The sequence below is a fragment of the Alteribacillus sp. YIM 98480 genome, from assembly GCF_009765375.1.
Taxonomy (GTDB): Bacteria; Bacillota; Bacilli; order Bacillales; family Marinococcaceae; genus Alteribacillus.
Map to the genome: position 1 here is coordinate 19,144 of NZ_VTOK01000016.1, position 24,147 is coordinate 43,290.

Below are 24,147 nucleotides of genomic sequence, written 5' to 3' on the forward strand. Positions count from 1 at the left end.
AAACAGTTCTCTTCATTTTTATTAAAAAATAAAGATTACCTTGTTATTTCTTCAATTATTTCACCATCAGAAGAAAGACCTGTTATAGTAGAATCCAAAAGCTCTTCTCCATCTGTAATGAAGAACCAAAACTTTTCACCGTTGTAATATTCAACAATATTTGCTGTGTATTCGTTTCCGCTTTTAGTTTCAACCCTCACTTTTTCAATTGAAGGGTTTAAGATTTTACCTTTAAGTAAATCTGTATAATCAGAAAAGTAAGGAGCTATATTTGAAAAACCCCAGTCTAATTTATTTTCATAAGTAAGCTGACCACTGCTTCCACTAACGAATTTCCAGCCAAATAGGTTCTTTTTTAAGAGGGCACTTCCAAAATATTGTTGGTTAGTATGACCCCATTCATAAAAGGCAATAGCTTTATTGTTATCGAGTAATTCGATATGTGCCAAATTAGTCAGTGGTTGATTTAATGAATTTACAACCTTTTCAATTTCTTGCACGTCGTCTTTCAATGCTACGTTTATAAAATAAAAACCCAATACAATTACACCTATGGATATAATATATATGAGTTTTTTTAAAATATAGACCGCCCCTTCCCACTTCAGCCATTACCTTACGAATGCTTATTAGATTAAATTTCTTATTCCACTAAACTGCTATAGTTTGATAATAATTATTTCAAAGTGGAAAGGGTAACTCAATACGTCTTTCCTATTAGTAAAACTCTTAACAAAGTTAAACATTCCGAAACACCTCCAATACAAAAACGGCCAAAATTTGATGGCCGTCCAATGTCTATGAAAGTTTTTCAAATAGTCTGTTCTATGGTTATACTACGTTAATTTTAAAAAAAGACCTTTTGGATCCTATTGGTGGTTATGTTTCGTGGAATACAGTGCGATTGCCACTGTAGTTATTGCAAATCTTGGTAATTATTTCAGGAATCATAAACCGTTGCATTAAGATATTATAAATTGATAGTTTTAAGTATTTTCTCTTTCTCTCATTAAAAAAAGACGCTTTCCGAGGTGCGGATAAACGCCCTATTCTAAAAAATATTTTTAAATTTTTTTAATCCCCATTATTTATTAATGCCCTATTTTTAATAACAATCGATAATTTATAGTTTGCATGCTCGTTTAAGTCTTCCAAAAATGTATTTAATATTTCATGAGGGGGAAACTTACATTCGAGCAGGTAACAACCATCTCCACTGATTTTATAGTTATGTATGATGTATTGTTCTTGGGTTTTTATGAACGACAGATAAGGTTGATGATAAGTGCTTTTTATCATGATAGTAATAAAAACATGCATCATCCACCCTAATTTTACTTGATTCACTTTAATTGTATATCCCTCAATCACTCCATCATCCTCTAATTTTGCAACTCTATCTGAAGCAGCTTGTCCAGTCAGATGGACTTTCTCGCCTAATTCTTTCATCGTGATACGACTGTTCTTGGATAGTTCTTCTAAAATTCGCACATCCGTGTTATCTAACATTTATTCAACTCCTTTGATTGATCAAGTCAAACTGCCAAAATTCTTGATTTAATCTATGTATCCATTAATTGGTCATATTATAGAATAAACGTAGTTCTGAGAAAAGGAGTTTTGAACATGAATATCCAACAAATTCGTAATGCAACACTAGTTGTTCAATATGCAGGGAAAAAGTTTTTAATTGACCCGTTTTTAGCAGATAAAGGGACTTATCCACCTTTCCCAAATTCATTAAGACAAGAACAAAATAACCCTTTATTATTAATGTAGATGCTGTGATTGTCACTCATCTACATTTAGACCATTGGGATGACGTTGCCAAAGATGTATTGCCAAAAAACATTAAAATATTTATACAAAATGATGAAGATGCGAAAGAAGTGAAAAACGCAGGCTTTCAAAACGTAGAGGTTTTGCAGGAAGATACGTCCTTTGACGATGTGAGGTTAATAAAAACAAAAGGTGAGCATGGTAGAGGTGAAATACAGAAAATTGCCGGTGAAGTGTGCGGCGTTGTCTTCAACCATCCAGAAGAAAAAACGTTATATGTAGCTGGGGATACGGTTTGGTATGAAGCTGTTCAGAAAGTAATTGAAATACACAAACCAGAAATCATTGTTGTAAATGGCGGGGATAATCAATTCCTCGAAGGCGGCTCTCTTGTCATGGGGAAAGATGATATCTATGAAGTATATAAAGCTGCTCCTAACGCAAAAATTATTTCTGTCCATATGGAAGCTGTAAATCATTGGACATTATCAAGAGAAGAATTAAAAAACTTTATTAATGAAAAAGGAATCTCTTCTCATGTTTTTGTGCCAGTCGACGGAGAATCATACTCATTTTAAGAAAAGTGCAAGCGCCTTGCTCACAAGCGACAAGTCCTGGAGGGTCGGCATATGGAAAGCTGATCTTTGCTTTCCATTGACGTCCCTCCGAAAAGGTTTATTATGAAAATCAAATTCCCACTTGAATCTTAGTCATCTTTCATAGTTGTATGGCTCCATTTAACACATCTTCTTTGGTACGCCAGTGAATCGAATGTTCTGTAACGACATCAACCTTTATTTTAAGTAAGTCTTCCATTTCTTGTTTAAAACGTATCAAATCAAACAAACTTCTTCCTTCTGCGAAATCCACTAGCAGATCAATGTCACTCGCAGATCCGTCTTCAGACCTTGCAACCGAACCAAATACTCTTACATTTTTTTAATGCGATGCTCCCTTGCTATTTTCAAAAACAAAATCGCGTTTTTCTTGAAGATCGTCTAACATACACATCCCTCGCAATCTTCATGCCTTCTTGAGTTCATTATATCATGTTCTAAAACTTGTCTGAATATTCATTTTTTGGTCTCTAACCTAAATATAACAAGGATGAGGAGCCGCAGTTCATTGAACATTTATTACTTATTAGTGGATCATCTCTTCAGCAATCGCGCCCTTATATGAAATAAGCACCTTTGTTGAATTCCTATACCATATATTTGATAGTCTCTAAAGTATTATTTTTATTATATTTACCTAATTCGAATCAAATGCTTCCCGATAAAATTCCCTTAACTCAGCTCCATTATCCGGCCATTCAGGAGGCTGCTTGTTAACCATCATACCCAATGCATCAAGACAGCGGTGCCATCCTGCAGCTGTTGCGGCCGCCCAAGACCAGTCATCAAACGTATGCTCAAATGTCATTCGGCATCCATCGGGGGTGTTCTGCAATTCAATTCGCAGCAAATCATCAACCTCACGAAAAGCAAAAACCACAGGCGGTTCGAATGCAGTAATCACTCCTTCATATTTCGTTCCTTCTCCATCATCAAAGTCAATTTTGCCACCTTCATTGAGATCCATCTCTCCTGTTGCAAACGGATACCACTTGGTAAAGTAATCGGGATCCGTTATGCAATGGAAAACACTCTCAGGTTCATGTGCAAAAAAACGCTCAAATTGCAAAACACAACGGCCATCTCTTTCATATAACTTTCCATATTCATTCATATTCTTCCTTCTCACATTTTATTTTTATTTCAATATTAACATATGGCCCGATTGCGGTTAATCTTATATTACTTTTACCAGAGGAAATCCCTTCAGCTAAAAGCATATCCAAAGGGGCAAAACGCTACGACTTTATTTTAAAACTACAACTATCAAACAGAGTGGCGGCCTTAACCAGCTACTTTTTTACAAATAATTTGTTAAAAAAGCAAGGAGCACATAATTACTCGAATTGGCTTGTCATGTTTAGTAAATAATTTTTTAAAAATAGAGCCGGACCCTGACCATAGCAGCAGCGTTAACCATCCTAGAAAAATGGCTAGAGTTAAATAAAAACGATGGATGTTACAGAATGTTGAAACGGCAAATTAAAAACACTCATTACTGTTAAAAAGAACAAAATTTATTAACATGACCAGCAAAAAAAGCGAACTTAATTATGCTGTAACCCGATCTAAGACCAGATCGATTTGTACATTATTTTGTAAATGAAGTCCAAGAGGAACAGCCGCTTCTTCAAGTTAATGTTCCAGAAAGGACGTATTTAATAACACAATACAACGGTGAAAATATTGAACAAACGTATGGAAAAATCTTAGAATGGATAGAACGAGGCGATTATGTTCCTTATGAAGAAACAAGAGTCACATACAATGATGACTTACCGATAAAATACGAAGAGTATTCGAGTGATTCCGATCCGTATCTTTGTCGTTTTTGACATATTAATACCGATTGTTCATGTTTAACGAAATCAGTCCGCATCGATCGTTTATATGTTAAATCTTTTGTAAAGTCCAGATTTTCCACTTTATACTTCATATTTTTAAAGTATAATGAAAGAGCCAAACGGAGCATTATTCAAACTATATTATAAAAATGCAGTACCGCATGAAGAAGGAGGGAAAAGTATGAGTGAAACAATGTTACAGAAGATATTAGAAGAATTGAAAGAAATGAATGTTGAAGTGAAAGGAATGAAGACGGAACAACAACTTACAAACCAACGGCTTACATCTCTTGAAACAAATCAGCAGCAGACCAACCAGCGGTTTGACACATTCGAAACCGAGCAGCAGCAAACCAATCAGCGGCTTCACACTTTCGAAACCGAGCAGCAGCAAACCAACCAACGGCTTGACGTAATAAAAACGGAGCAGACCCTAATTAAACAGGCTGTGTTAGAGACAAATGAAATTGTTCACAGATTGGAATTAAATCAAGAAAAGCATGAACGTATTCTTGATCTGCTCTCTAGACGTTCTATTGAGCAGGAAGCTGAACTCAAGAAAATGAAGTAGCTTAGCATCGTCATGAATGTGAATGCTCTTAGTTACCACAGCTCCCCATCATTTTCTTTATAAGATTCCGTCCTATTACATCTAAGTACTTTCTTGTGTTCCGCTCAATAGACCCCGATCCTACGAGTGAAACAGCGTTTTAATTCCAATTACTTAATAATCCAATCTCACACGTTTTATCCTTAGACGTTATAAACATGCTTGTCTCTTCAAATGGAGGCTGCAGAAAATTTAGCGGACACCACTCTTTTATTTCTTACGGAAGTAATTCCAGCAAATAACGAATTCAATGACCGCTTCACTCTAATGTACACCCTATTTTTGTCCCCCAGTAACTTCATTATCTGTTTGAGAGACGTCATTAAAGGTTGCAACCTTATTGGCTTTGAGAAGAATACAAAAACGAGATGAAATTTGTAAATAGGTGGGTTTGAGTTGGGGGCTTATCTTTAAATGCTGGAATTATTGTGTAAGTATTTCATTGTTCATTACAAATGTAAAGAAATCCAATTCTCTTTCTAGTAATCTTATATTCGGTCAGGACATCCATATTCCATTACGTTTTCTAAATAGATTCTATCTTTAAAATCGCCGTGGGCATCCTGTTTCACTTTCCTTATTTTTTTACCGTCTCTATATTTCCCCCATAAACTTCCGCGAGAGAGTGAATACTTTCCATCACATCTGCTAGTTTTTCGAGCGCTTCCTTATTATTATTAACCTGCAGATTCCGCTGCCTCTTCCTGCAGCTTTTTCTTTAATTCTATCGCAAACTCATTTTTCATTAAAGGGTTACGGTGCAGCGCTTGTGGAAAAAATGAAGAAAAAGCGTCTTTCGCCGATCAGTTAATGAAACAGAAGCAGACTTTGCAAATGCAAAGTACAAAACTTGGAGAAGAAGTACAATAATTTACAACCGGCAAACCTACTGCTGTTATTGCATAAGAATCATTATAGATACAGCGGCTCGAGCTTAACTGGACGTTTAAACCGACAACCTTTTTCTAGTGATAAATGATCAGTGATTAAATCGGGGCTGGCCTTCCACTGCTATAAACAAAAGTGTCAGCCCCTTCTTTATTCTGAATATATATAGTCGGGTTTACTATAATTAACGTTTATTGTAAACCATTTTTTCGATTCTTTTGTTTAGACGCATCGGACACCTTCGTTTTTACTTCCAATGCAATACGTCCTTCCAGCAATAATAAATAATATTCCGTACCTGGCTGAACCAGCGATCTCTTCTCTATAATTAAATGAAAGGGCTGTATTAAAAAGGTTAATTTAATCATCATCTGTAAACTTTTCGAATGAGGAAGGTGAAGCGCCGCGGCAAAAAAGACACTACGATAGTGAGCAAATAGAGTTAGAATAGATGTCTCACTTAACAAAGTTAAACATACCCAAGTAACCATTTATACAGATCTAAAGTCTTGTGATCTACCTACTATAACTCATCTTTTGGAAGGTATTTTTAACAAAATGTTCCATTCCCACTCTCCAAAAACATGACTAATGTTTCATTCCAAGAAATGATTTATTTATGTATATTAAAGTTTAGACTGTTTCAAATTTTCTAATACTTTAGGTCTGTTTAAGTGTATTACGGAACAAAGTATCACAAAATACTAAGGCTGCTGTCGTTGGATTGGCAGGCAGCCAAGTTTGTTCTATTTGTTTAGGAGGGGTATCTTGAAACAAGAAAGCACTTTACGTTTATTGGCTATACGTCCAGCCAAGTTAAAATTGAAACAAGATTACAAACGCAAACAACATCCTCTTTATTCTAAAGAACAGGAAATAACCGAATTGTACAACCAGCTTAGTGAAATGTTGAATAATAATGTCAGCAAAGAAAAGATAGTTGATAGAATAAAAGAATTTAAAAAGTCACCGGCTTACGTGAATCATATGGATGATTTAGATTTTGACATCCACCCCTTGTTCTTGTGGTCGGAAAAAAATCGAAACCAATTGGTAAAGGACATTCATTTTCAGGAAGAAGTGACGGCTCTTTACCAGAGTAAACCTCAAGATATTATTCAATCAAAAGCTTTTATACATTCTAATAATTCTTTAATGGACACTTTACTTTCTAACAGTATGGTTCAACAAAATAACACGAATAATGATGAGATAATGATGGCGTTAAAACTTATGCATTTATTAACCCAAGCAGCTCTTAATAATATTAATAAAGAAATTCCAAGTGATTTGACCTTAAAAAGACTCATAAGCGATGTAACGGTCGTGTTTCCACCTAGCATCGACCTGCAGCAAATATCAACTCCTTCTTATGAGAAAGAAGAACCTGATGAAGAGACAAATGATATCAATGATAACCAAGTGGAAAATCAGAAACTGCGGGAGAAATTGAAAAATTTGGAAATAGCACATCGTGAATTATCTATACTGCCAATAGATGAAAGATTCATACATTCTCCAAAGGCAGACGATGCGCTTATTTCTAAAATCAAGTCATTGCAAGAAACCATTACAAAATTGGAAAGTGATAGAGAGAAATGGTACGAAAAAGAAATCGTCGAAAATAAGATTTTTTCATTAGATGAAAATGCTGTCATGGACTTTCAAGGGTCCGAAGATTTTTACCTTTCCAAGCGAGGTATTCAACAACTTAGTGACCCCACTTTCAAGCTATTACAAGAGGGAAACATAGATGTAGAACGAATTAATCCGGTAAAAGCAGTCCAAAGATTGGAAGACGAGATGGCGTATACAGGTGCTTTCGTCAAATCGGAGATGTCTTTTTCAACTAAACTTGCACTCGGCGGAATTTATGTAGATAAAGAAAAATTTAGACATTCAATAGGCCATACCTCCAGCAAGAAAAACCCTTCCATTCCTGACCCTCCTGAAGATCATTGTACATTTAAAGCAGGAATCGGCGACTTATTAAAAGTAAAACAAACTTTAAAAAATTATGAACTTGGCGAATTTGCCCACGTTGAAAATGTACTCGCGGGTGAATCCAGAGAGCGGTCTCATCGTCGTCTTCACGTACAGGAAGAGACAATGACAATAGAGGAAGAACGTGAAACCAAAACGGAACGAAATTTACAAAGTACCGAACGTCATGAATTACAAAATGAAGCAGAAAAAACCATTAAAAATGAGATGGACATGGAAGCAGGACTGCAAATCAGCGGCTCCTATGGCCCTGCTGTAAAATTTTCCTCTTCGCTAAATGCCAGCTATTCCACCTCCATCGAGGAATCTCAACGTAAAACTAGCGCCTATTCACGAGAGGTAACTGAAAAAGCTGCTGAACACGTCAAGGAACGTATTTTGGAAGAACAAAAACGCCGTTTAATGGAAGAAATTGAAGAAACAAATAAACATTTAGTGGATAACTCTGCTCCAGCCAATGGACACATCCGGGGGATTTATCGTTGGTTGAACAAAATCTATGATGCCCAAGTCTTTAAATATGATCAGCGCATGATGTACGAGTTCATCATTCCCGAACCAGCGGCCTACTTTTTATTTGCGTTAGTAGACAACCCGCCAACTGATTTAGAAATAGAGCAGCCGGAAATCCCTACTTACTACGGCAGGCCGCTTAAGCCTGAAAATATAACGCGAACCAATTACCATGATTTCATCAGTAAATATCAAGTGACAGATGCTCCCGAACCCCCATCAGCCTTTAAACACGTCAGCTATTTTGACAAACAGGATGGAGAGACGTTTACGCATTACGGACGTTCCGGAAAGATTGAAATTGATCCAGACTATGAAGCATATGCTGCCACAGCAATGAGGGATTACATTTTCATTAAGGGGGAAAGCAAGCATTTTAGGGTCATGGTAGGAGGAGTTAATTTTGATCTATCCGATAAATGGGGAACCCAGTTCAAAACATTGAATACACGACGAAATGAAGTTTCCATCGCTGTTCACCTATATAACTCATCTAGTTTTTCGCTGGCGGTTGATGTTCATTGCCGCTTGACTGGTGAAGGATTTGCTAAGTGGCAGCATGATATGTATGATGCCATCATGCAAGCATACCAACAGCAGCAGATGGATTATGAAGAAAAAGTCGCTGCTGCATCGATTGAGCAGGGTGTTGAAATACTTGGACGTAATCCTTTGGAGAATCGACGGATTGAACGAGAAGAACTGAAAAAACTTGTTATCATGATGCTATCTGGATCTTCCAATATTAGCAAGGACAGCTTTGAGCCATTCTATTCTGAGCCTGTTATGGATATAGAAAAAACTTGTGAAAATGGGTCCCATATACGTTTTTTGGAGCATGCGTTTGAATGGAATAATTTATTGTATATACTATACCCGTACTTTTGGGGCCGAAAATCCCGCTGGATTTCTGCGTTACATTTTACCGATCCAGATCCTGATTTTGCCGCTTTTTTAAAGGCAGGAGCAGCGCGTGTTCAGCTTCCTGTCAGACCAGGATTCGAACGTGCCGTTGCTCATTTCTGCCAGTTTGGTGAAGTTTGGGAAGGTAATGACATTCCATTGCGAGATGACGAATTATATGTGCCAATTATTGATGAAATGACAGAAAACTTAGATAAACCAGAAGAAGGAATTCCCTATCCAGAAGACTCCCAACCATGGGAACTTACCATCCCAACGTCACTTGTCATGCTGCAAAATTTAGAGGAAATTCCAGAGATTCGTGACATTTTAACAGGAGAACCGGTGAACATCACAAACAACAAAAATCAACCCTAAGAACGATCAACTCCATCCACCTTCGATTTATTATGATAGCCAGTTGGGAAAGGATGAACAAAGAGATATGGACCACTATATTCTTATAGCTGCAGTGGATTACGAATTTGATGGCGGCACTTCCGATTTTAGAGTATTGTGTGACAATCGGATGAAAAGAATAATTGCTCAAAATAAAGCGAAGAAAGCCATGATGTTTCATATTTATGATTTTCTTCGCGGTGAGATCGCCACCCATGAAATTACCTATCATAAAGGCATCAAGAAACAAAACAAAACCGTGCAAAATAAATTTGCTCGTATTTCCAAAGCAAATTATACATCGAACCATGGAAGCTATCGTTTTAAAGATGGGCAAGATAACGTGATGTCCATATTGGATGTATACCAAAAAGTACAGAATATTGGAAAGAACTCCCCCCATTCCCTCATTGAGCTGAGCTTCTTTTCCCATGGTTGGATGGGTGGGCCGATTCTTGTTAACAGTTATGATGACAGGGAAGCAAACATTCAATTACATCCGTCTCTTCCAAGCTTCACACACAGTTATCGCGGCTCATCATTACGTGATCCCGACGATAAAGATCCGCGTGGTAATCTAGATTTTAATTCACCAACGATGACAAACCAAGACTTAAAAAATTTTCAAAATGCTTTTCATAATAAGGGGTATATATGGATATGGGGATGTGCCTTTCCCCGTAGCATTCATCAAATTTTACACAAAATGGAAAAGCATCCTTCGTATCGGGAGAATGGTTTAGGTGATGATACCCTTTTTGTATTTACTAACTTTACGAAGGAAGAAGTTAAACTATTAGAAAACTACTTGCAGGGCCATCTTCCTCCATTTCCGGATAAACAAAAAATTGCAATTGAATTTAAGTATATAAAATTTTTCTTCTGTTTAGCTAATCAAAACAGTTACTCTTATCAAATTGCTAAACATGCCAATGTTAAAACTTATGCAGCATTGTTAGGAACGTATTCCATTTACGAAAAAGGAAGGCTGCCGCTTTTAAAAATAGAAGGCGCATTTAAACGGCATTTCAAGTTTTATAAAAATTACTTAGGGTTTGATTTCGATCCGGAAGGCAGAAACTATGGTGAATATCTACCAGGAATGAGTTGTTCCGTATAAAACATCCCCATAATTTCCGGGGTTTGTTTAAAAAGAGACGATTATGCGTCGATAATCAAGTCAAAGAATTTGAACAGTAGTATGTGGTGATATCAAAATCGAATTGTGTTTATACGAAATCTTCCATACCCATTCCGTTGCCAATTTGTATGGCAGAGCTTGGGAGAATAAACATCTCATTTCTGCCTGTTTGCATACCTAATGATTGAAGTGCTGTAGCTGCGGGACCTCCTCCACAATTTATGATCAAAAAGAATACGAAATAACACTAAATACAATATTAAAAATAATTTTCCACTTGCTCTGATGATTCCTTCATCACTGACAGCATTAATTACTCTGTCATTTGGATGGTTATCGGAAACATCGGAAAAATCAGCGTGCGGACGACCACTTGTATCTAAATCTAAAGCCCTCACGATCATCGCGGCTGCCTGGCTCCGCGTAATGTCCTGATTAGGTTTAAAACTCCCATCCGAATATCCGTTAATGATTTCTCTTTTTGCTAAATATTCAATACTATCTTTTGCCCAAAAGTCATCAGATACGTCCGTAAAATTGGCTGCTTCTGCTTTCGGTGTTACCATAAACATCGCAACAGCCCCAGCTACACTTAAAGTGAGCCGTTTCCAACTTTTCATTCTACTCCCCCACTTTATGTATTTTGTTACTATTGTCTCAAAATTCACCATTTTTTTATATGGGGATTTGTTGCGATCAGTTTTTTTATATACAATGAATTGCTCAAAAATCTGGACTATTCTTGAAAATTCGATGTCAAGATAACATGAATATCCTATGGTAAATATATGTGGTAAATCTATCTCGTTTTTGTTACAATTCAACTTTTTGTAACAAATCTTATCATGAAGGTATTGTCTGAATATATAAAGTGAATTACCCTAAGCGGCTGAATGTGTCGGAAATGACCGTTTACCGTGATCTCAAGCCGTTAATCCAACAGAAAAAGATAGTGAAGACCTCCAGTGGAATTGCTTTGTGGACTTCAATGGAAACTGCACCTCCTGCCGGCTGCCCATATTGCCAAAAGGAAGCAACTGGAAGATTGGGTGTGCAGATTATTAAAGAGAATCGGCAGGTAGAAAGTGCGTGCTGTGCCCATTGCGCCCTGCTAAGGTATCAAAACATCAAGGATGAAGTTGTTCAAATTACCTGCCGGGATTTCCTAAAGAATAAGACCATCAGCGCGAAAGTCGCCACCTATCTAATAGACGCCGATTTAGACTTGAATTGCTGTGAACCCCAGCCGATTGTTTTCTCTTCAAGAAATCAGGCGGAGCAATTTCAAAAAGGGTTCGGCGGAAAAGTCTACAACTTTCAAGAAGCTATGCATGTCATAAACGCTAAAATGAGCGGGAACAGCTGCTCCTGTAATAGATCAGGAGGAGAATAAAATGCAACCAGTAAAAAAAGAACCATCACATCCGTCTTCGAAAAATAAAGCAGAAAAAGCTTCCCTTTACCACAGCGTGTGGCGCTGGCATTTCTATGCGGGGATAATTTTTGCTCCGTTTCTTATCATTCTTGCAGTTACAGGAGCTATTTACTTATTTAAGCCACAGATCGAGGAAGTACTCTATAAAGACTACTATGAGGTCACGCCAGAGGGAGACAAGGTAACGCCCTCTGAACAAATTGAAGAAGTAAAAGAGTTATACCCCGATGCTGCCGTTACCGCCTACCGCCCTGGAGAAGATGTCTCGCGTTCCAGCGAAGTAACGATCAGTTCAAATTCTGAATCCATGACCGTCTTTATCAATCCTTATACTGGAGAGTTTATGGGAACATTGAAGAGTGAAGACCGGATCATGAATAAAATTGAAGAATTTCACGGTGAGCTGATGGCAGGAACGACAGGTGATAGAATTGTTGAATTAGCAGCTTGCTGGGCCATCGTGTTAATCGTAACAGGTTTCTTTTTATGGTTTCCCAAAAAGAAGAAACAAGGAATGGCTGGTGTTCTTTATCCGAGATACACAAAAAGAAAAAGCATTCTCAGAAGAGACCTGCATGCTGTCCCGGCTTTCTGGATTACAGCCGGTATGTTTTTCTTAATTATGACAGGACTGCCTTGGTCAGGTCTTTGGGGAACGAACTTTCAAAACTTCGCTACAAATACAGGAGAAGGGTATCCCCCTTCTGTTTGGACAGGAAGTGCTCCTACATCGGAAGTGCAGACAAAAGATATCGATAATGTTCCCTGGGCTGCTGAAAATTTAGATGTTCCAGTGTCCGATATTCAAGGACTCACTCCCCTTTCCATCAATGACGTGGTAGATATAGCTGATGCCCAGGACATCCACCCAAGTTACACGATTTATATCCCAAATGAGAAGGATGGGGTATATACGTCTCCGCTTTTCCGCCGAAAGCTCAGGATGAAGCCACGATTCATATCGACCAGTACTCTGGCGCCATTCTAGCGGATTATCGCTATGATCACTACGGCATTATAGGAAAAACCGTGGCGTGGGGCATCACGCTTCATAAAGGGACCCAATTTGGTGCCATTAACCAATTCATCAGCCTTTTCATTTGTTTAGGAATTATTCTCGTGGCGGTCACCGGCTTTTACTTATGGTGGAAACGAAAGCCCCAGAAAGCATTAGGCGCACCAAAGGCACCACCTATAGCAAACAGGAAAGCCTTTCTTCTTCTAATTATCGGACTGGGAGTCTTGTTCCCTTTAATCGGTGTATCTTTAATCGTTGTATGGCTGGTGGACTGGCTGATTATTCAAAGAATACCAGTCGTCAAGAAGTTTTTAAATGCCTAATTTAATGTGTTGAAGGTGGCTCTGCAGTGAAAAAAAAGACTTGTACATTCATGTTTATTATCTCGCTTGTGCTGGCCGGGTGTTCACTAAATCAAGACGCGGCTTCTCTTTATAAAACAGAAACACCGCTAGAGGCAGAAATCAAGATCCCTGAATCCTTTCAGGCTAATAAACAGGAAGAAATAAAGATTATTCTAACTCAAGACGGAGAGAGGGTTCAAAATGCTGACTTTGTTCATATGGAGATAGAGAAGCAGGATGGTTCGGTTTCTTATCATATGGAAGAAACCGAAAAAAAGAGAAACGGAGTGTATATCATAAAAAAGGATTTCAAAAGTGACGGTTTATATTATGCCAAACTCCATGCAGGGAACGATGGTTCGACCATCATGCCTCAAAAGCTATTTATCGTAGGAGAACTTTCCAGCAATGAACTAGAGTTTCTCCAAGAAAATTTGCAAAAGCAGCAGGACAATCAGGAAGCTCATCATTAATTTTTATATGTCAAACAGAATTCCCTAATTATGACTATTAAGGATGATATGCTCTTGTATAAGGACAGAGCTGAAGATCTTTCAACTGATCCTCAGCTCTGTCCTTTCACTTTCAAGATAAACTGACAGACATAAGAACACATATTCTATTAGCAAGGTGTTTCGAAATTCCACAAGAAATGTCGCACCGTAAGATACAGCGCTTCCATTCGCTTGCTACTGTACTGGCCATTCCAAGCTCTTTATTATTCTTCAACAAACTGTTCCCGTTACTTTAAGTACATCCTTTCATAAGCATGAACAACTAAAAGCCCCACTTTATCTTGGCTATAAATCTTGTGAAATTGGTACATGCCCAATCGGATAAAAATTACAAAAAGCTTACATTCTTCAAAGATTTTTTCATACAATTCTTTTAGAGGTGATTATAGTGGCAAGAGTAGCATACAACGCAAGTGACGTTAATTTAATAGCAAGGATGATGAGAGCAGAAGCCGTGGGTGAAGGACGACTAGGGATGCTTATGGTTGGGAATGTCGTTGTAAATCGAGCAACAGCGGATTGTTTAGATTTTGAGGATGTAAGGTCCATACAGGATGTAATCTTTCAAGTTCAAGGTGGAAATTACTCTTTTGAAGCAGTACAAAAAGGTAGTTTATTTTATAGGCCAGCAAGAGAAGCAGAGAGAAGGTTAGCACGACAAGTTATAAAGTATTGGAGACAACATCCTTCTAAGTATTCTCTTTGGTATTTTAATCCATATGGTGAATGTCCTCCTACTTGGTTCGGTCAACCATTTGCAGGACAATATAAACAACATTGTTATTATGAACCAGAAGCTAATACATGCGAAAGTGCTTATAGATATTAACAAATACCCCAACACTCCCTTTAGTTGAAAAGCTCACTTAAACTTAGTGATTAATACCATAAGGATAAAAAATATAACACCTTAGCCACCATCAATCCTAAATCATTAGGCATTAAAAAATATCTTGTAATTATCACTTGCTATTTCTTTCTTCTTATTAAACCTTACTGCCCTTACAATCAATAAATGACCACTGCTTTATTTCCCAATAGCACCCAGTTCGTTTAACTCTGATTTAATTAATTAACTTTATTATCATTATCTTCACTTTCAATTAGTTTCACTTTATCATTTTGAGTATCATATTCATATTTCCAATAACTCTCCACTTTGCCCTGTTCAGTGTTCCATACTTTTTCTAATGTTGTACAATAATCTGCTGTATTTGCTTCTGACCATTCTTTTCCTCCATTATCAGTGGTGGTTGTTGAAGCCCCGTGTGATTTGGTCTCTGTTTTTGCGGTATAGGCTACAGTGGATGTACTTTCTCCCGTATTAACTTCTTTTGTTTCGTTCAGGTTTAATCAGGAAAATCAGGATGCTCCTTTAATGATTCATAACATCTGGGTATCATAATTATGAAGAGAGCCACTGCTAACGGGCGACCTTTCAGGCTTCACGTCATCAGAACTTTCAGAAAAACCACAACTAAATAAGCCAAGAATAGATAAGAATATACAAGCTATTAAATTAGACTTTCTTATCATTATTTTATCTCCTCACTCAATAAAATGCTTCTAACTTAATAAAAATTATCTCAAACCCTTATTCATACAATAAGTGGTTCCAGAATATGGCCATAAAATGACAAAAGGACGCTGTTCCTTATTTCGGATAAGCGTCCGATGATTAAATACATAACAGCCTGCTTTCATCACACGATGCCCTATTTTTATAGTTATTCCTGAGGAACCCTTAAGTTACCGCTTTTTTTTGTAACCTTGCAGAAAGGCAGCCTAGGTGCCGAGATCGTCAGAGTGCCCAGCTGCCAGGCGGGACCACTGGGCGGTCGGGCGGCTGTCCATCTGAAACTGACCACCTTTGGAGCCCCAACGCTTCGGCCAGCCCTCGGGCGAATCCTCCCAGAACTCCTGTCGGCCGTAGACAGTCAGATCCAGCAGTCCATACGACGGTGCCATCCGTTCGTTGCCTCGGCCTGTGGTCCAGTAGGTCTCGTAGACCTTGTCACCGTCCCGGAGATAACTGACCAGGATGCCGAAGTGCCGGTCAACGATCAACTGATCCGCGGCGTCCTGGGGCACCGAGTACCAGGGAACCGTCCAGCCCATGAAGTCGCGATACCGCGAGCTCTCCTCATACGGCCCTTGACAGAAAGTCGCGTAGCTGACGTCCCGCGAGTGCAGATAGGACAGTTCGTTGATGTGGGTCGTGGAGAAAGTGCAGCCCTCGCACTGCTCCGCGGCAGGCCTGCCGGTGTGCCACATGTGAAAATAGGCGATCAGCTGATTGCGGCCCTCGAACGTCTCCAGCAGCGTGACCGGGCCATCTGGTCCGATCAGCGGGATGGTCGAGTCCACCTCGACCATCGGCAGTCGACGACGGGCTGCCGCAATTGCGTCACCTTCGCGAGTATGGGCCTTCTCTCGGATCCGCAACTCATCCAGTTTGGCCTGCCAGGTAACCCGGTCGACCACTGGAGGCCGGGCAGAAGTGTTGTAATTTTGATTCATTTAATTATCCCCTCTCCCTATTGTTTACTTACACAATCAAAGTTTACCGACATAAACCATACTTCGGAAGACTTCTCGAAATTCCTTCTTATTCAATTAAATGGCCCAAATACAAAAAAAACGCAGTCCTTATTACAGGAATGCGCCCTATTACGGAAAATCAAAATCTAATAAAATATATCTCTTTTACGAAGGGGAATAATTTGCCCTCTAATTTCACCACCAGGATTTTGTTCGGTATGAGCATTTACATACGTCAATTCTTTTCGCATCAGTTTTAGTAAGTCATTGACATTTTTTACACCTGCACGATTAGGAACGATATCCTTATCTGTAATAACTCCCGTAACTACTCCCCGGCGGGTGGTTATCCCATTTTGATCTTCTAAAGTCGCTAGGTCTGCCCCAAAAAGAAAGACGAGAACCGGTCCATTTTCATCGCGGGCTCCAAAGTGAATATGCGCTTGAATGAAATTTCTAATATTGTTGACTTCTAGCTCAAATTTAATTTTTGTACAATCCTTATTAGCGAGAAATTTGGCTAATCCAAAAGCATCTGTCTTTACTGGAGGTACTTCGTTTTCCCCTCTTAACTCAGCGATAAATTTCTCCATAAATTTCACCTCCTTCATATACGGTATGTAAATCGAAATAACTTTGAATAGGTAATAGGATGAAGGGCTAAAAAGAAGGCAAATGATAGAGGTTAAAAAATTCAAGTAACAGAGGTTTTATTTTTATCTTAAGGACAGAAGTCGAAGCTGATCATAGAATTTACTTACGTTATGATACTCGAGTTCAAACTGTTAATCAGGAAGACCCCCCTCTTGGGCGAGACATTGCGCACTGTTATTTCTTAGAGTAGATAGGTTTTTTTCTAACTCTCCTAGAACCCCCCCTTTATTAGGAATTATACGAAAAGAAGTTGGTAGGGCTACGTACCTCTGTAAAAAATTTTCTTCAACAATCTGGCTTTAATAACATATCATTATGTTATTTTTACATAAAAAACCCTTTAGACAACGTACATCCAAAGGGGTAAAACGGTGCAACTTTTTTATACAAAACGGTTATACTTTTTCTTCAAATCAACACAACTAGATTTTTCTTCAACAAACATCCACACAAAAAAACTGTATTCTCTAACCATTTTCTCCGTCATAAAAATACTCCCCTGTAGGCACTCGGATTTTATTATAAACCCGTCTTCCTTTAGGGGAGTATATCCAGGATACATCAATGGTTCTATGTTTCTTTCAAATGATATATTTTATTTACTTCATTCCTTAAGTAAATTTTTTATTTAATCTCTGTTTTTTCCATCATTGCATTTTCTACCTATTTTTCATAGAAACGATTGTCCATTAATGGAAACCGTTGCTTAAACTTTTTCATCGAACACCTTGGTTTACATCCAATGCAATACGTCCTTCCAGCAAAATAAACGGTATTCCGTACCAGGCTGAACCAGCAGTCTCCCCCTCTACAATTAAATGAAAGGGCTGTCTTAAAAAGGTTAATTTAATCATCAACGGTAAACTTTGAGCATGAGGAAACTGAAACGCCGCGGCAAAGCAAAGAGAGTCAGTGATAGCGCACTTGTGCCCTGAGGGGGAAAGGAGCATATTCCTGTTACCAAAAATTAATTGATGAGACAAATCTTCTTTAAATCATATAAGCATTAAAGAAGTAAAATGGATCGTGGGTTGGTACGCTGTTCTAATTAGTTGGAGTGCTCAGTAGTAGTTATTTAAAATGTGATTGAAAGGTTAATACACAAGCTCCGATTGAAACCGCATTTTCGGTAGTTTGAGCTACGTGAAAATGAAGATTCTGCTTATTCAGTTGAAAAATGAACGTTTCTGCCGTTTGAACAACTTTTTCGTAGTATGCCGGATATATTCTCATTAGATCACTATTCATAACGACCACTTCCGGGTGAAGGACATTCACCATATTGGCAATTCCCACTCCGAAATAATGCGCAGACCGGAGAACGACGTTTTCAATCAAAGGATCTCCTTTCCTTAAAGCGTGCAGTAAATGATCCATTTTCTCATTCTTTTTATGATATTTTTCGGGGTGATAGTGTGTTGGCTTTTCTCCAGCATTTATCTTTCTTTCTACTTCCTCTAAAATATAATTATATGAAATATACGAAGACAAGGTCCTGTTTGATTCCGTATCGATAATCATTTCTCCAAAAGAGCTGGCGTCCCCTTTTCGGCTTTGCATAATAGTACCATTCGTCAATACCCCGCAGCGAAGACCCCAGCCGCTAATACAATAAAGGATCGTCTTGTTTGCCTCCGGATTGTTTACAGACTCATACAACGCAGCCGTATTGGCTCCGTTTTCAAGAAACACATCAGTTTGAAACGCTTTTTTGATTTCATGGACAATCGGTACCTCATTCCAACCTGGTGCCACAAACGCTTCAGGGTACATGATGCCTTTTTGCCGATCTAACGGTCCGACTGTTCCTAAACCTATGCCTAATATATCTTTTTTTTCCATTTCATTATTTTTTAAGAGAGCGGCTATTACTTTCTTGATTACAGAAATGGTGTATGCAGGGGTATGATCTTCTGTCATTTGAAATGTGTAATTGGCGACAGGGGCAAATGACATATCTACAATAGAAATAGTCGTCTCTACTCGTGACAAATCAATTCCGATAATAAAAGCCGCTTTCGGCTCAATTGCATACAGTGCAGGAGGCCTCCCGCCTGAAGATTCTTCATAGTGTTCAATACGAATCAAGCCATATTGTATTAACGCATCTAAGTGTCTGACTACAGTAGTCTGTTTCATTTTTGTCCGCTTTAAGAGCTCTGCTTTGGTAATGAGTCCATGCTGGTGTATACAACGGTATACCTCTTTCATTCCATTAACTTTAGATGAGCGCTGACGCATTAATTCTTCTATCACGAGTTTTTCTCCTTAACCAGTTTTTTTATTCGAAAAGGAGCAGTTCCATCTGTTAGTTATCGGATAATGCCACTGAAATAGACCTGCTTTTTGCGGGTGGCGGAGCAAAAAGCACTCCCTGCAGTTTCTTCACACTGCCGCTTTACTCGTTAGTGTTTCACATATCCCAATTGCTAAATGACCATCATACTCCAAACTAACCTTTTGAAACAGCTCCTCTTATCTCTAAAGCATATTTTTCTTGTACTTTTATCATTTTTCCAAAGTACAAGAAAGACCTGCACCCTGATGCCGAGTTCTACCACGTTTATTTTAAATCATATCATATAATCTACTGACTGTTGTCTCCCTTTCATAAACTGGTCCAGGGATAGATAGCTGATTACTGCCGGAAAGCGCTGGTGCCACCCGGCACGCTGTAATAAATCACGGACGGGCCCTTTTAGCTGTACGAACCATATTTGAATATCCTGATGTGTTTTATATTTTTGAATGAGCCTCTCCAACGTATCAATTCCCATTGTGTCAATATCATTGACTCCGCCCATATCAATTACTACGTCAATTGGTCCGTTTATGCTTTTCCCTGCTTCGTATATCTTCGATTCAATAACCTTTTCGACATAGCTCACATTAGAAAAATGTATTCTAGCGTCGATCCGAAGTAAAATTGCCTGCGGTACTCGTTTTGCCTTAGAAAAGCGCTGCATATCACGGTAGCTTCTGCTTTTCCTATCCCAGCCAAGTTCTACAATATGAGGGTAGGATATGCGGTTTATTAATATACATAACGATACGCCTACCCCGATTAACAGTCCCCATTGAATTCCAATCAACAGCGTCGCCGCAAATGTGACGATCCACACCCCTCCATCTGCTGGTTTCACCCGAAAGGCATAGCGCAAAGAAGGAATATTAATAAGACCGACGACAGCAGACAAAATGATTGCCGCCAGTACTGTTTGCGGCAAATAATAAAATAAAGGGGTTAAAAACAATAAAGTCAGTGCTACTCCAATTGCTGTTACGATCATCGACACTTGAGATATGGCTCCTGCCCGATGGTTCACTGCACTTCGCGAGAAACTTCCCGTGACCGCATACGCTGAAAACAGAGAACCAGCTATATTGGACAAACCTATCGCACGAAGTTCTTTATTAACGTTTAACGGAGGGCTGTCTTTCCCAGTGAGCGTTTTCGTAATCGCAAGCGACTCCATCATGGCAATTAACGCAATGGTTAACGCAGTTGGCAGTAATACTTGCATCGAAGAAATATCCAGGGAAGGAAGAGATAAACCAGGAAACCCTTTTGGTACGTCACCAACTATACGAACTCCTGCTTGATCCAAACGAAAAAATGAAACAATGAAAATACTAAAGACAACGACTAGTAAAGGGAGAGGCAGACGTTTTGTTATTTTTCTAAGTCCCATCAATACGACCAAGCTGATGACCCCAATAATTGTCGTCGGTACGTGAATATTAGAGATGTTTTGAAATAGAGACATTAATAAAGGAATAAGCTGGTTTTGACTTGGCATATCTATGCCGAAGAAATTGCCCAATTGACTCAACCCAATGGTAATAGCAACAGCTGAAGTGAAGCCGTTGATTACATTTTGAGATATAAATTTAATCAAAGCTCCGGCGTTAATGGCCCCTAACACAAACTGCATCACCCCGACCATCAGCGTTAACAAAAGGACGAGTGTAATATACTCTGAGCTCTGCGGCTCCGCATAAAATGATACGCCGGAAAAAATTAGAATTGACGCCATCGCCACAGGACCGACAGCTAACTGACGGGAGGAGCCAAAAAGTGCATAGACAATAAGCGGAATCGTTGACGCATATAACCCCATCACCGGGGGCAGTCCAGCCAGCAGTGCATAGGCCATTCCCTGCGGCACAAGCATAATAAATATCGTCAGTCCAGCCACAATATCTTGTTTTAACGAATGCCGGCTGTAGTCTCCCGGAAGATTTAATAAAGCTGATGTTCTTCGACTCATTCCATCTGTCATCTCCTCTGTCCCTGCTAATAAGTACATTTTATTTTAATCCATTTTGGATAAAAGCGCTTTACTATTACTATAAATAATTTTTGAAATAAATACAAGGGCTATAGCAACGATACTATGAAAAAATGAAAAGACCGCAAACAAAAGTAATGCGATCTTTCCATCTCATAAATATTAACGATTAACTGTATTTTTACCTACTCACAAGAACTCCGCCAAAACTCTCTTAACTCTTCTTTCATTAGAAAAGCGCAAGCGCCTTGCTCACGAGCGACAAGTCCTGGAGGGTCGGCATATGGAAAGCGAATCTTTGCTTTCCATTTTTACGAACCGAAGGAATCTCGAGCGAGTAGGCGCTTGCGCTAGACATCTAAAACGCCAACTATTTTTCATTTCTTCCCTTTTAAAGAAAACTGGGCTAGCGCCAAGCCTTTAAGTGAAGGCCATAAACCGCAGGAAGGATCTGTCCAGGTTCGTCAAATCTGACAGTATTCTCTTTCTTTACCGGCATAATGAGCAGCCCACAGAACTTCTGGACGGAGGTTCTCCATAACCCCCCCCTCCACCAACTTAACGACACCTTTCAAAGTATCGTTCTATAAAAGTACTTAACATTTCATCTGAACTCCATTCGTGTTCCGTCATCTCTGCAAGAGCGTGACACCACCCTAACCCAGATGTAATACAACAGAATGGGCAGCATTTCGCAATAAGAATAGTCTAGTCTTTATTACATGGAGACGGTAGAATATAGCTGAATATGGGACATAACCAACGCTACACCAGCAGCTGACACCCCCCCCCTATTCATTCAACGATGCTGATGAACTTCAACCTAAAAGAGGAGTTCTTAACTGTTATAAAAATTGACTAGTATCTATCCTAGTGGAACTCCCCTTCACCTGCTTTAACGTCGCTACTATAAGGAAGCTAACAATCACTAATAAGAGCCATGAGCTCACCTTACCTAGATGAACGAGACTCCATGCATGAGTTTGATTTGGATATTCCCAGGCCCCAAAGAACGTTGCGATATTTTCCGCTATCCATATAAAAAAGCCGATAAGTACAAAAGAAAGTGCGAGTGGCATACGATAACGAGTGCCACTCACCTCGTATGTCACCCATGATTGCCAAAAGAGGACAATTACAAGTCCAGCTAACCACCAACGAACGTCAAACCAATAATGGTGTGTAAAAAAATTCAAATAGATCGCAGCTGCAAGAGAGACAACTACAAAAAACGGGGGCCACTTAACCAGTTCAACCTTTAACCTCCTCCATGCCTGGCAAAGATAACTCGCTACACTGGCATACATGAATCCGCTATACAAAGGCACTCCAAAAAGTTTAAAATATCCTTCTTCAGGATAAGACCAGGAACCCATATGCACCTTAAAAATTTCAAGAGTAAGTCCAATAAGGTGGAACAATGTGATAACCTTTAGCTCATCCCATGTTTCAAGCCCGGAATGCACCATCCACCACTGCATCAAAAGACAGATGATGAGCAGCAAGTCATACCGTGGCAGGAAGGGAAGTGATATGATTTGGGTAACAGCCAAAGAGACAAAAATCACGACCGGAAACAAACACGAGAGGGCCTGCACGAAACCAAAACGAACGAGTTGATTTAGTACTCTCATGATTTGTGTACCCAGAGTTTTTTTCTGCATATATGTTCCTGCTTAGAATTGCAGCTTAATAGATGTAGGGTTATGTCCATAGGTTCACCGCCGAATAACTTTCTTTTTCCGTTCCTGTTAAGCGTTATTAATATTATTGAGTGTCTTCATCACTTTTGTATTCTAAAATATCTCCAGGCTGACATTCTAAAGCCTTACAAATCCCCTCTAAAGTTGAAAATCGAATCGCTTTTGCCTTTCCATTTTTCAATATAGAAAGGTTAGCCATTGTTATTCCAACTCTCTCCGAAAGTTCTGTTACACTCATTTTCCTTTTAGCCAACATCACATCTATATTGATTATAATCGCCATGTGATTCACCTCAGACCGTTAAATCATTTTCCGATTTTATATTAATAGCTTCTTGTAAAAGCCTTTGGAGAACAGCAGCAAAGACTGCGATAACTGTAGAAGCAAAAATAATGACCAGTCCGATGACTATGATACCTGGAGCGTCGTCTAACTCCGCTATGAGATAAAAGAGCGGCATGCCTGCCACATACAAGATACTGATGATAATTGCACAGTATTTTATATTCTTTAAAGCTCTTACAGATAATTCCGAGAAAGCTTTGTTCTTGTCAATATGACTTAAAAGTTTAAAAGCTTGATACAGAGCAACGTAAAAAGGGATAGCCGTGGCATACAAATCGATTAATACGAGATCGTCTATATAAGCAATGGCTGGATACAACTCTGCTGCAAAATTCGCTATTTCAGGCACCAGAAATATGCACAAGGCAAGAACTGGGATTCCAATAAGAATAACAGCTATCTTTAAAAAGAGTGTGGATCCTCGTTTCACATAAAGCACCTCACTTCATTATCTTCAACTTGATTTGATTTTAAAACATTTTTTATTGAATATCAATAAATGTTTATTGATATAAATTATATTATTATTGTTACTAAATCAATCTTTTTATTATAGACAAAAATAAAAAGCATTCCTCACTACCTAGAAATGCTCTATAAC

General features: G+C 38.8%; 20 protein-coding genes and 3 pseudogenes. 8 read left to right on the top strand and 15 right to left on the bottom strand.

The genetic code is table 11. The annotated features are described in order from the left end of the window. Positions 1 to 35: 35 nt before the first annotated feature. The gene (locus tag FZF09_RS18115; protein ID WP_158738008.1) at positions 36 to 539 is read right to left on the bottom strand and encodes a hypothetical protein; all 504 of its coding nucleotides are present in this window, start codon (positions 537 to 539) and stop codon (positions 36 to 38) included. Between the two features lie 535 nt (positions 540 to 1,074). Further along, positions 1,075 to 1,509: an Lrp/AsnC family transcriptional regulator gene (locus FZF09_RS18120; RefSeq protein ID WP_158738009.1), complete on the bottom strand. Its 435-nt coding sequence runs from the start codon at positions 1,507 to 1,509 to the stop codon at positions 1,075 to 1,077. Between the two features lie 117 nt (positions 1,510 to 1,626). On the opposite strand from FZF09_RS18120, the pseudogene FZF09_RS18125 reads away from it, so the two are divergent. Further along, a pseudogene (locus FZF09_RS18125) lies at positions 1,627 to 2,357 on the top strand (MBL fold metallo-hydrolase). Between the two features lie 139 nt (positions 2,358 to 2,496). Here the strand turns inward: FZF09_RS18125 and FZF09_RS18130 are convergent. After that, a pseudogene (locus FZF09_RS18130) lies at positions 2,497 to 2,703 on the bottom strand (nucleotidyltransferase family protein); the annotation flags it as partial. 330 nt (positions 2,704 to 3,033) lie between these two features. Then, the gene (locus FZF09_RS18135) at positions 3,034 to 3,510 is read right to left on the bottom strand and encodes an SRPBCC family protein (RefSeq protein ID WP_158738010.1); all 477 of its coding nucleotides are present in this window, start codon (positions 3,508 to 3,510) and stop codon (positions 3,034 to 3,036) included. A gap of 911 nt (positions 3,511 to 4,421) precedes the next feature. On the opposite strand from FZF09_RS18135, the gene FZF09_RS18140 reads away from it, so the two are divergent. Next, positions 4,422 to 4,811, top strand: a complete 390-nt coding sequence (locus FZF09_RS18140) for a hypothetical protein (protein WP_158738011.1) — start codon at positions 4,422 to 4,424, stop codon at positions 4,809 to 4,811. Between the two features lie 1,118 nt (positions 4,812 to 5,929). On the opposite strand, the gene FZF09_RS22870 is transcribed toward FZF09_RS18140, so the two are convergent. Then, positions 5,930 to 6,109, bottom strand: coding sequence for a hypothetical protein (locus FZF09_RS22870; protein WP_233269552.1), 180 nt, complete (start codon positions 6,107 to 6,109; stop codon positions 5,930 to 5,932). Between the two features lie 397 nt (positions 6,110 to 6,506). On the opposite strand from FZF09_RS22870, the gene FZF09_RS18150 reads away from it, so the two are divergent. Then, entirely contained in the window at positions 6,507 to 9,536 is a 3,030-nt protein-coding gene (locus tag FZF09_RS18150; protein ID WP_158738013.1) for a synaptonemal complex protein 1, read from the top strand. Between the two features lie 67 nt (positions 9,537 to 9,603). Beyond that, the gene (locus FZF09_RS18155; protein WP_158738014.1) at positions 9,604 to 10,677 is read left to right on the top strand and encodes a hypothetical protein; all 1,074 of its coding nucleotides are present in this window, start codon (positions 9,604 to 9,606) and stop codon (positions 10,675 to 10,677) included. Between the two features lie 176 nt (positions 10,678 to 10,853). Here FZF09_RS18155 and FZF09_RS18160 read toward each other — a convergent pair whose 3' ends face one another. Beyond that, positions 10,854 to 11,318, bottom strand: coding sequence for an S-layer homology domain-containing protein (locus tag FZF09_RS18160; protein WP_158738015.1), 465 nt, complete (start codon positions 11,316 to 11,318; stop codon positions 10,854 to 10,856). A gap of 284 nt (positions 11,319 to 11,602) precedes the next feature. Between FZF09_RS18160 and FZF09_RS18165 the strand changes: the two genes are divergently transcribed. The 4 genes and pseudogenes from FZF09_RS18165 (at position 11,603) to FZF09_RS18180 (ending at position 14,839) form a co-directional block, all read left to right on the top strand. Continuing rightward, positions 11,603 to 12,091: a nitrous oxide reductase accessory protein NosL gene (locus tag FZF09_RS18165; protein ID WP_233269560.1), complete on the top strand. Its 489-nt coding sequence runs from the start codon at positions 11,603 to 11,605 to the stop codon at positions 12,089 to 12,091. 1 nt (position 12,092) lies between these two features. Next, positions 12,093 to 13,474: pseudogene (locus tag FZF09_RS18170) on the top strand (PepSY-associated TM helix domain-containing protein). 26 nt (positions 13,475 to 13,500) lie between these two features. Beyond that, positions 13,501 to 13,968, top strand: a complete 468-nt coding sequence (locus tag FZF09_RS18175) for a FixH family protein (RefSeq protein WP_233269553.1) — start codon at positions 13,501 to 13,503, stop codon at positions 13,966 to 13,968. Positions 13,969 to 14,398: 430 nt separating this feature from the next. Further along, the gene (locus FZF09_RS18180; RefSeq protein ID WP_158738016.1) at positions 14,399 to 14,839 is read left to right on the top strand and encodes a cell wall hydrolase; all 441 of its coding nucleotides are present in this window, start codon (positions 14,399 to 14,401) and stop codon (positions 14,837 to 14,839) included. Positions 14,840 to 15,795: 956 nt separating this feature from the next. On the opposite strand, the gene FZF09_RS18185 is transcribed toward FZF09_RS18180, so the two are convergent. The 9 genes from FZF09_RS18185 to FZF09_RS18220 form a co-directional block, all read right to left on the bottom strand. After that, positions 15,796 to 16,530, bottom strand: a complete 735-nt coding sequence (locus FZF09_RS18185; protein ID WP_158738017.1) for a DUF899 family protein — start codon at positions 16,528 to 16,530, stop codon at positions 15,796 to 15,798. Between the two features lie 167 nt (positions 16,531 to 16,697). Continuing rightward, entirely contained in the window at positions 16,698 to 17,144 is a 447-nt protein-coding gene (locus FZF09_RS18190; RefSeq protein ID WP_233269554.1) for a CHRD domain-containing protein, read from the bottom strand. A 777-nt stretch (positions 17,145 to 17,921) separates the two neighbouring features. Beyond that, positions 17,922 to 18,059, bottom strand: a complete 138-nt coding sequence (locus tag FZF09_RS18195; RefSeq protein WP_158738019.1) for a hypothetical protein — start codon at positions 18,057 to 18,059, stop codon at positions 17,922 to 17,924. Between the two features lie 217 nt (positions 18,060 to 18,276). After that, positions 18,277 to 19,461 carry an ROK family transcriptional regulator gene (locus FZF09_RS18200; RefSeq protein WP_158738020.1) on the bottom strand — a complete coding sequence of 395 codons (1,185 nt, stop codon included), beginning with the start codon at positions 19,459 to 19,461 and terminating at the stop codon, positions 18,277 to 18,279. 317 nt (positions 19,462 to 19,778) lie between these two features. Then, a complete protein-coding gene (locus tag FZF09_RS18205; RefSeq protein ID WP_158738021.1) occupies positions 19,779 to 21,476 on the bottom strand; it encodes a SulP family inorganic anion transporter in 1,698 nt (565 codons plus the stop codon). Between the two features lie 250 nt (positions 21,477 to 21,726). Then, positions 21,727 to 21,855, bottom strand: coding sequence for a hypothetical protein (locus tag FZF09_RS23155; protein ID WP_255450609.1), 129 nt, complete (start codon positions 21,853 to 21,855; stop codon positions 21,727 to 21,729). A 487-nt stretch (positions 21,856 to 22,342) separates the two neighbouring features. Then, entirely contained in the window at positions 22,343 to 23,131 is a 789-nt protein-coding gene (locus FZF09_RS18210; RefSeq protein WP_158738062.1) for a DUF817 domain-containing protein, read from the bottom strand. Positions 23,132 to 23,264: 133 nt separating this feature from the next. Beyond that, the gene (locus tag FZF09_RS18215; RefSeq protein WP_158738022.1) at positions 23,265 to 23,483 is read right to left on the bottom strand and encodes a helix-turn-helix domain-containing protein; all 219 of its coding nucleotides are present in this window, start codon (positions 23,481 to 23,483) and stop codon (positions 23,265 to 23,267) included. Positions 23,484 to 23,493: 10 nt separating this feature from the next. After that, on the bottom strand, positions 23,494 to 23,976 hold the full coding sequence (locus FZF09_RS18220) for a DUF2975 domain-containing protein (protein WP_158738023.1): 483 nt from the start codon (positions 23,974 to 23,976) through the stop codon (positions 23,494 to 23,496). Positions 23,977 to 24,147: the final 171 nt, after the last annotated feature.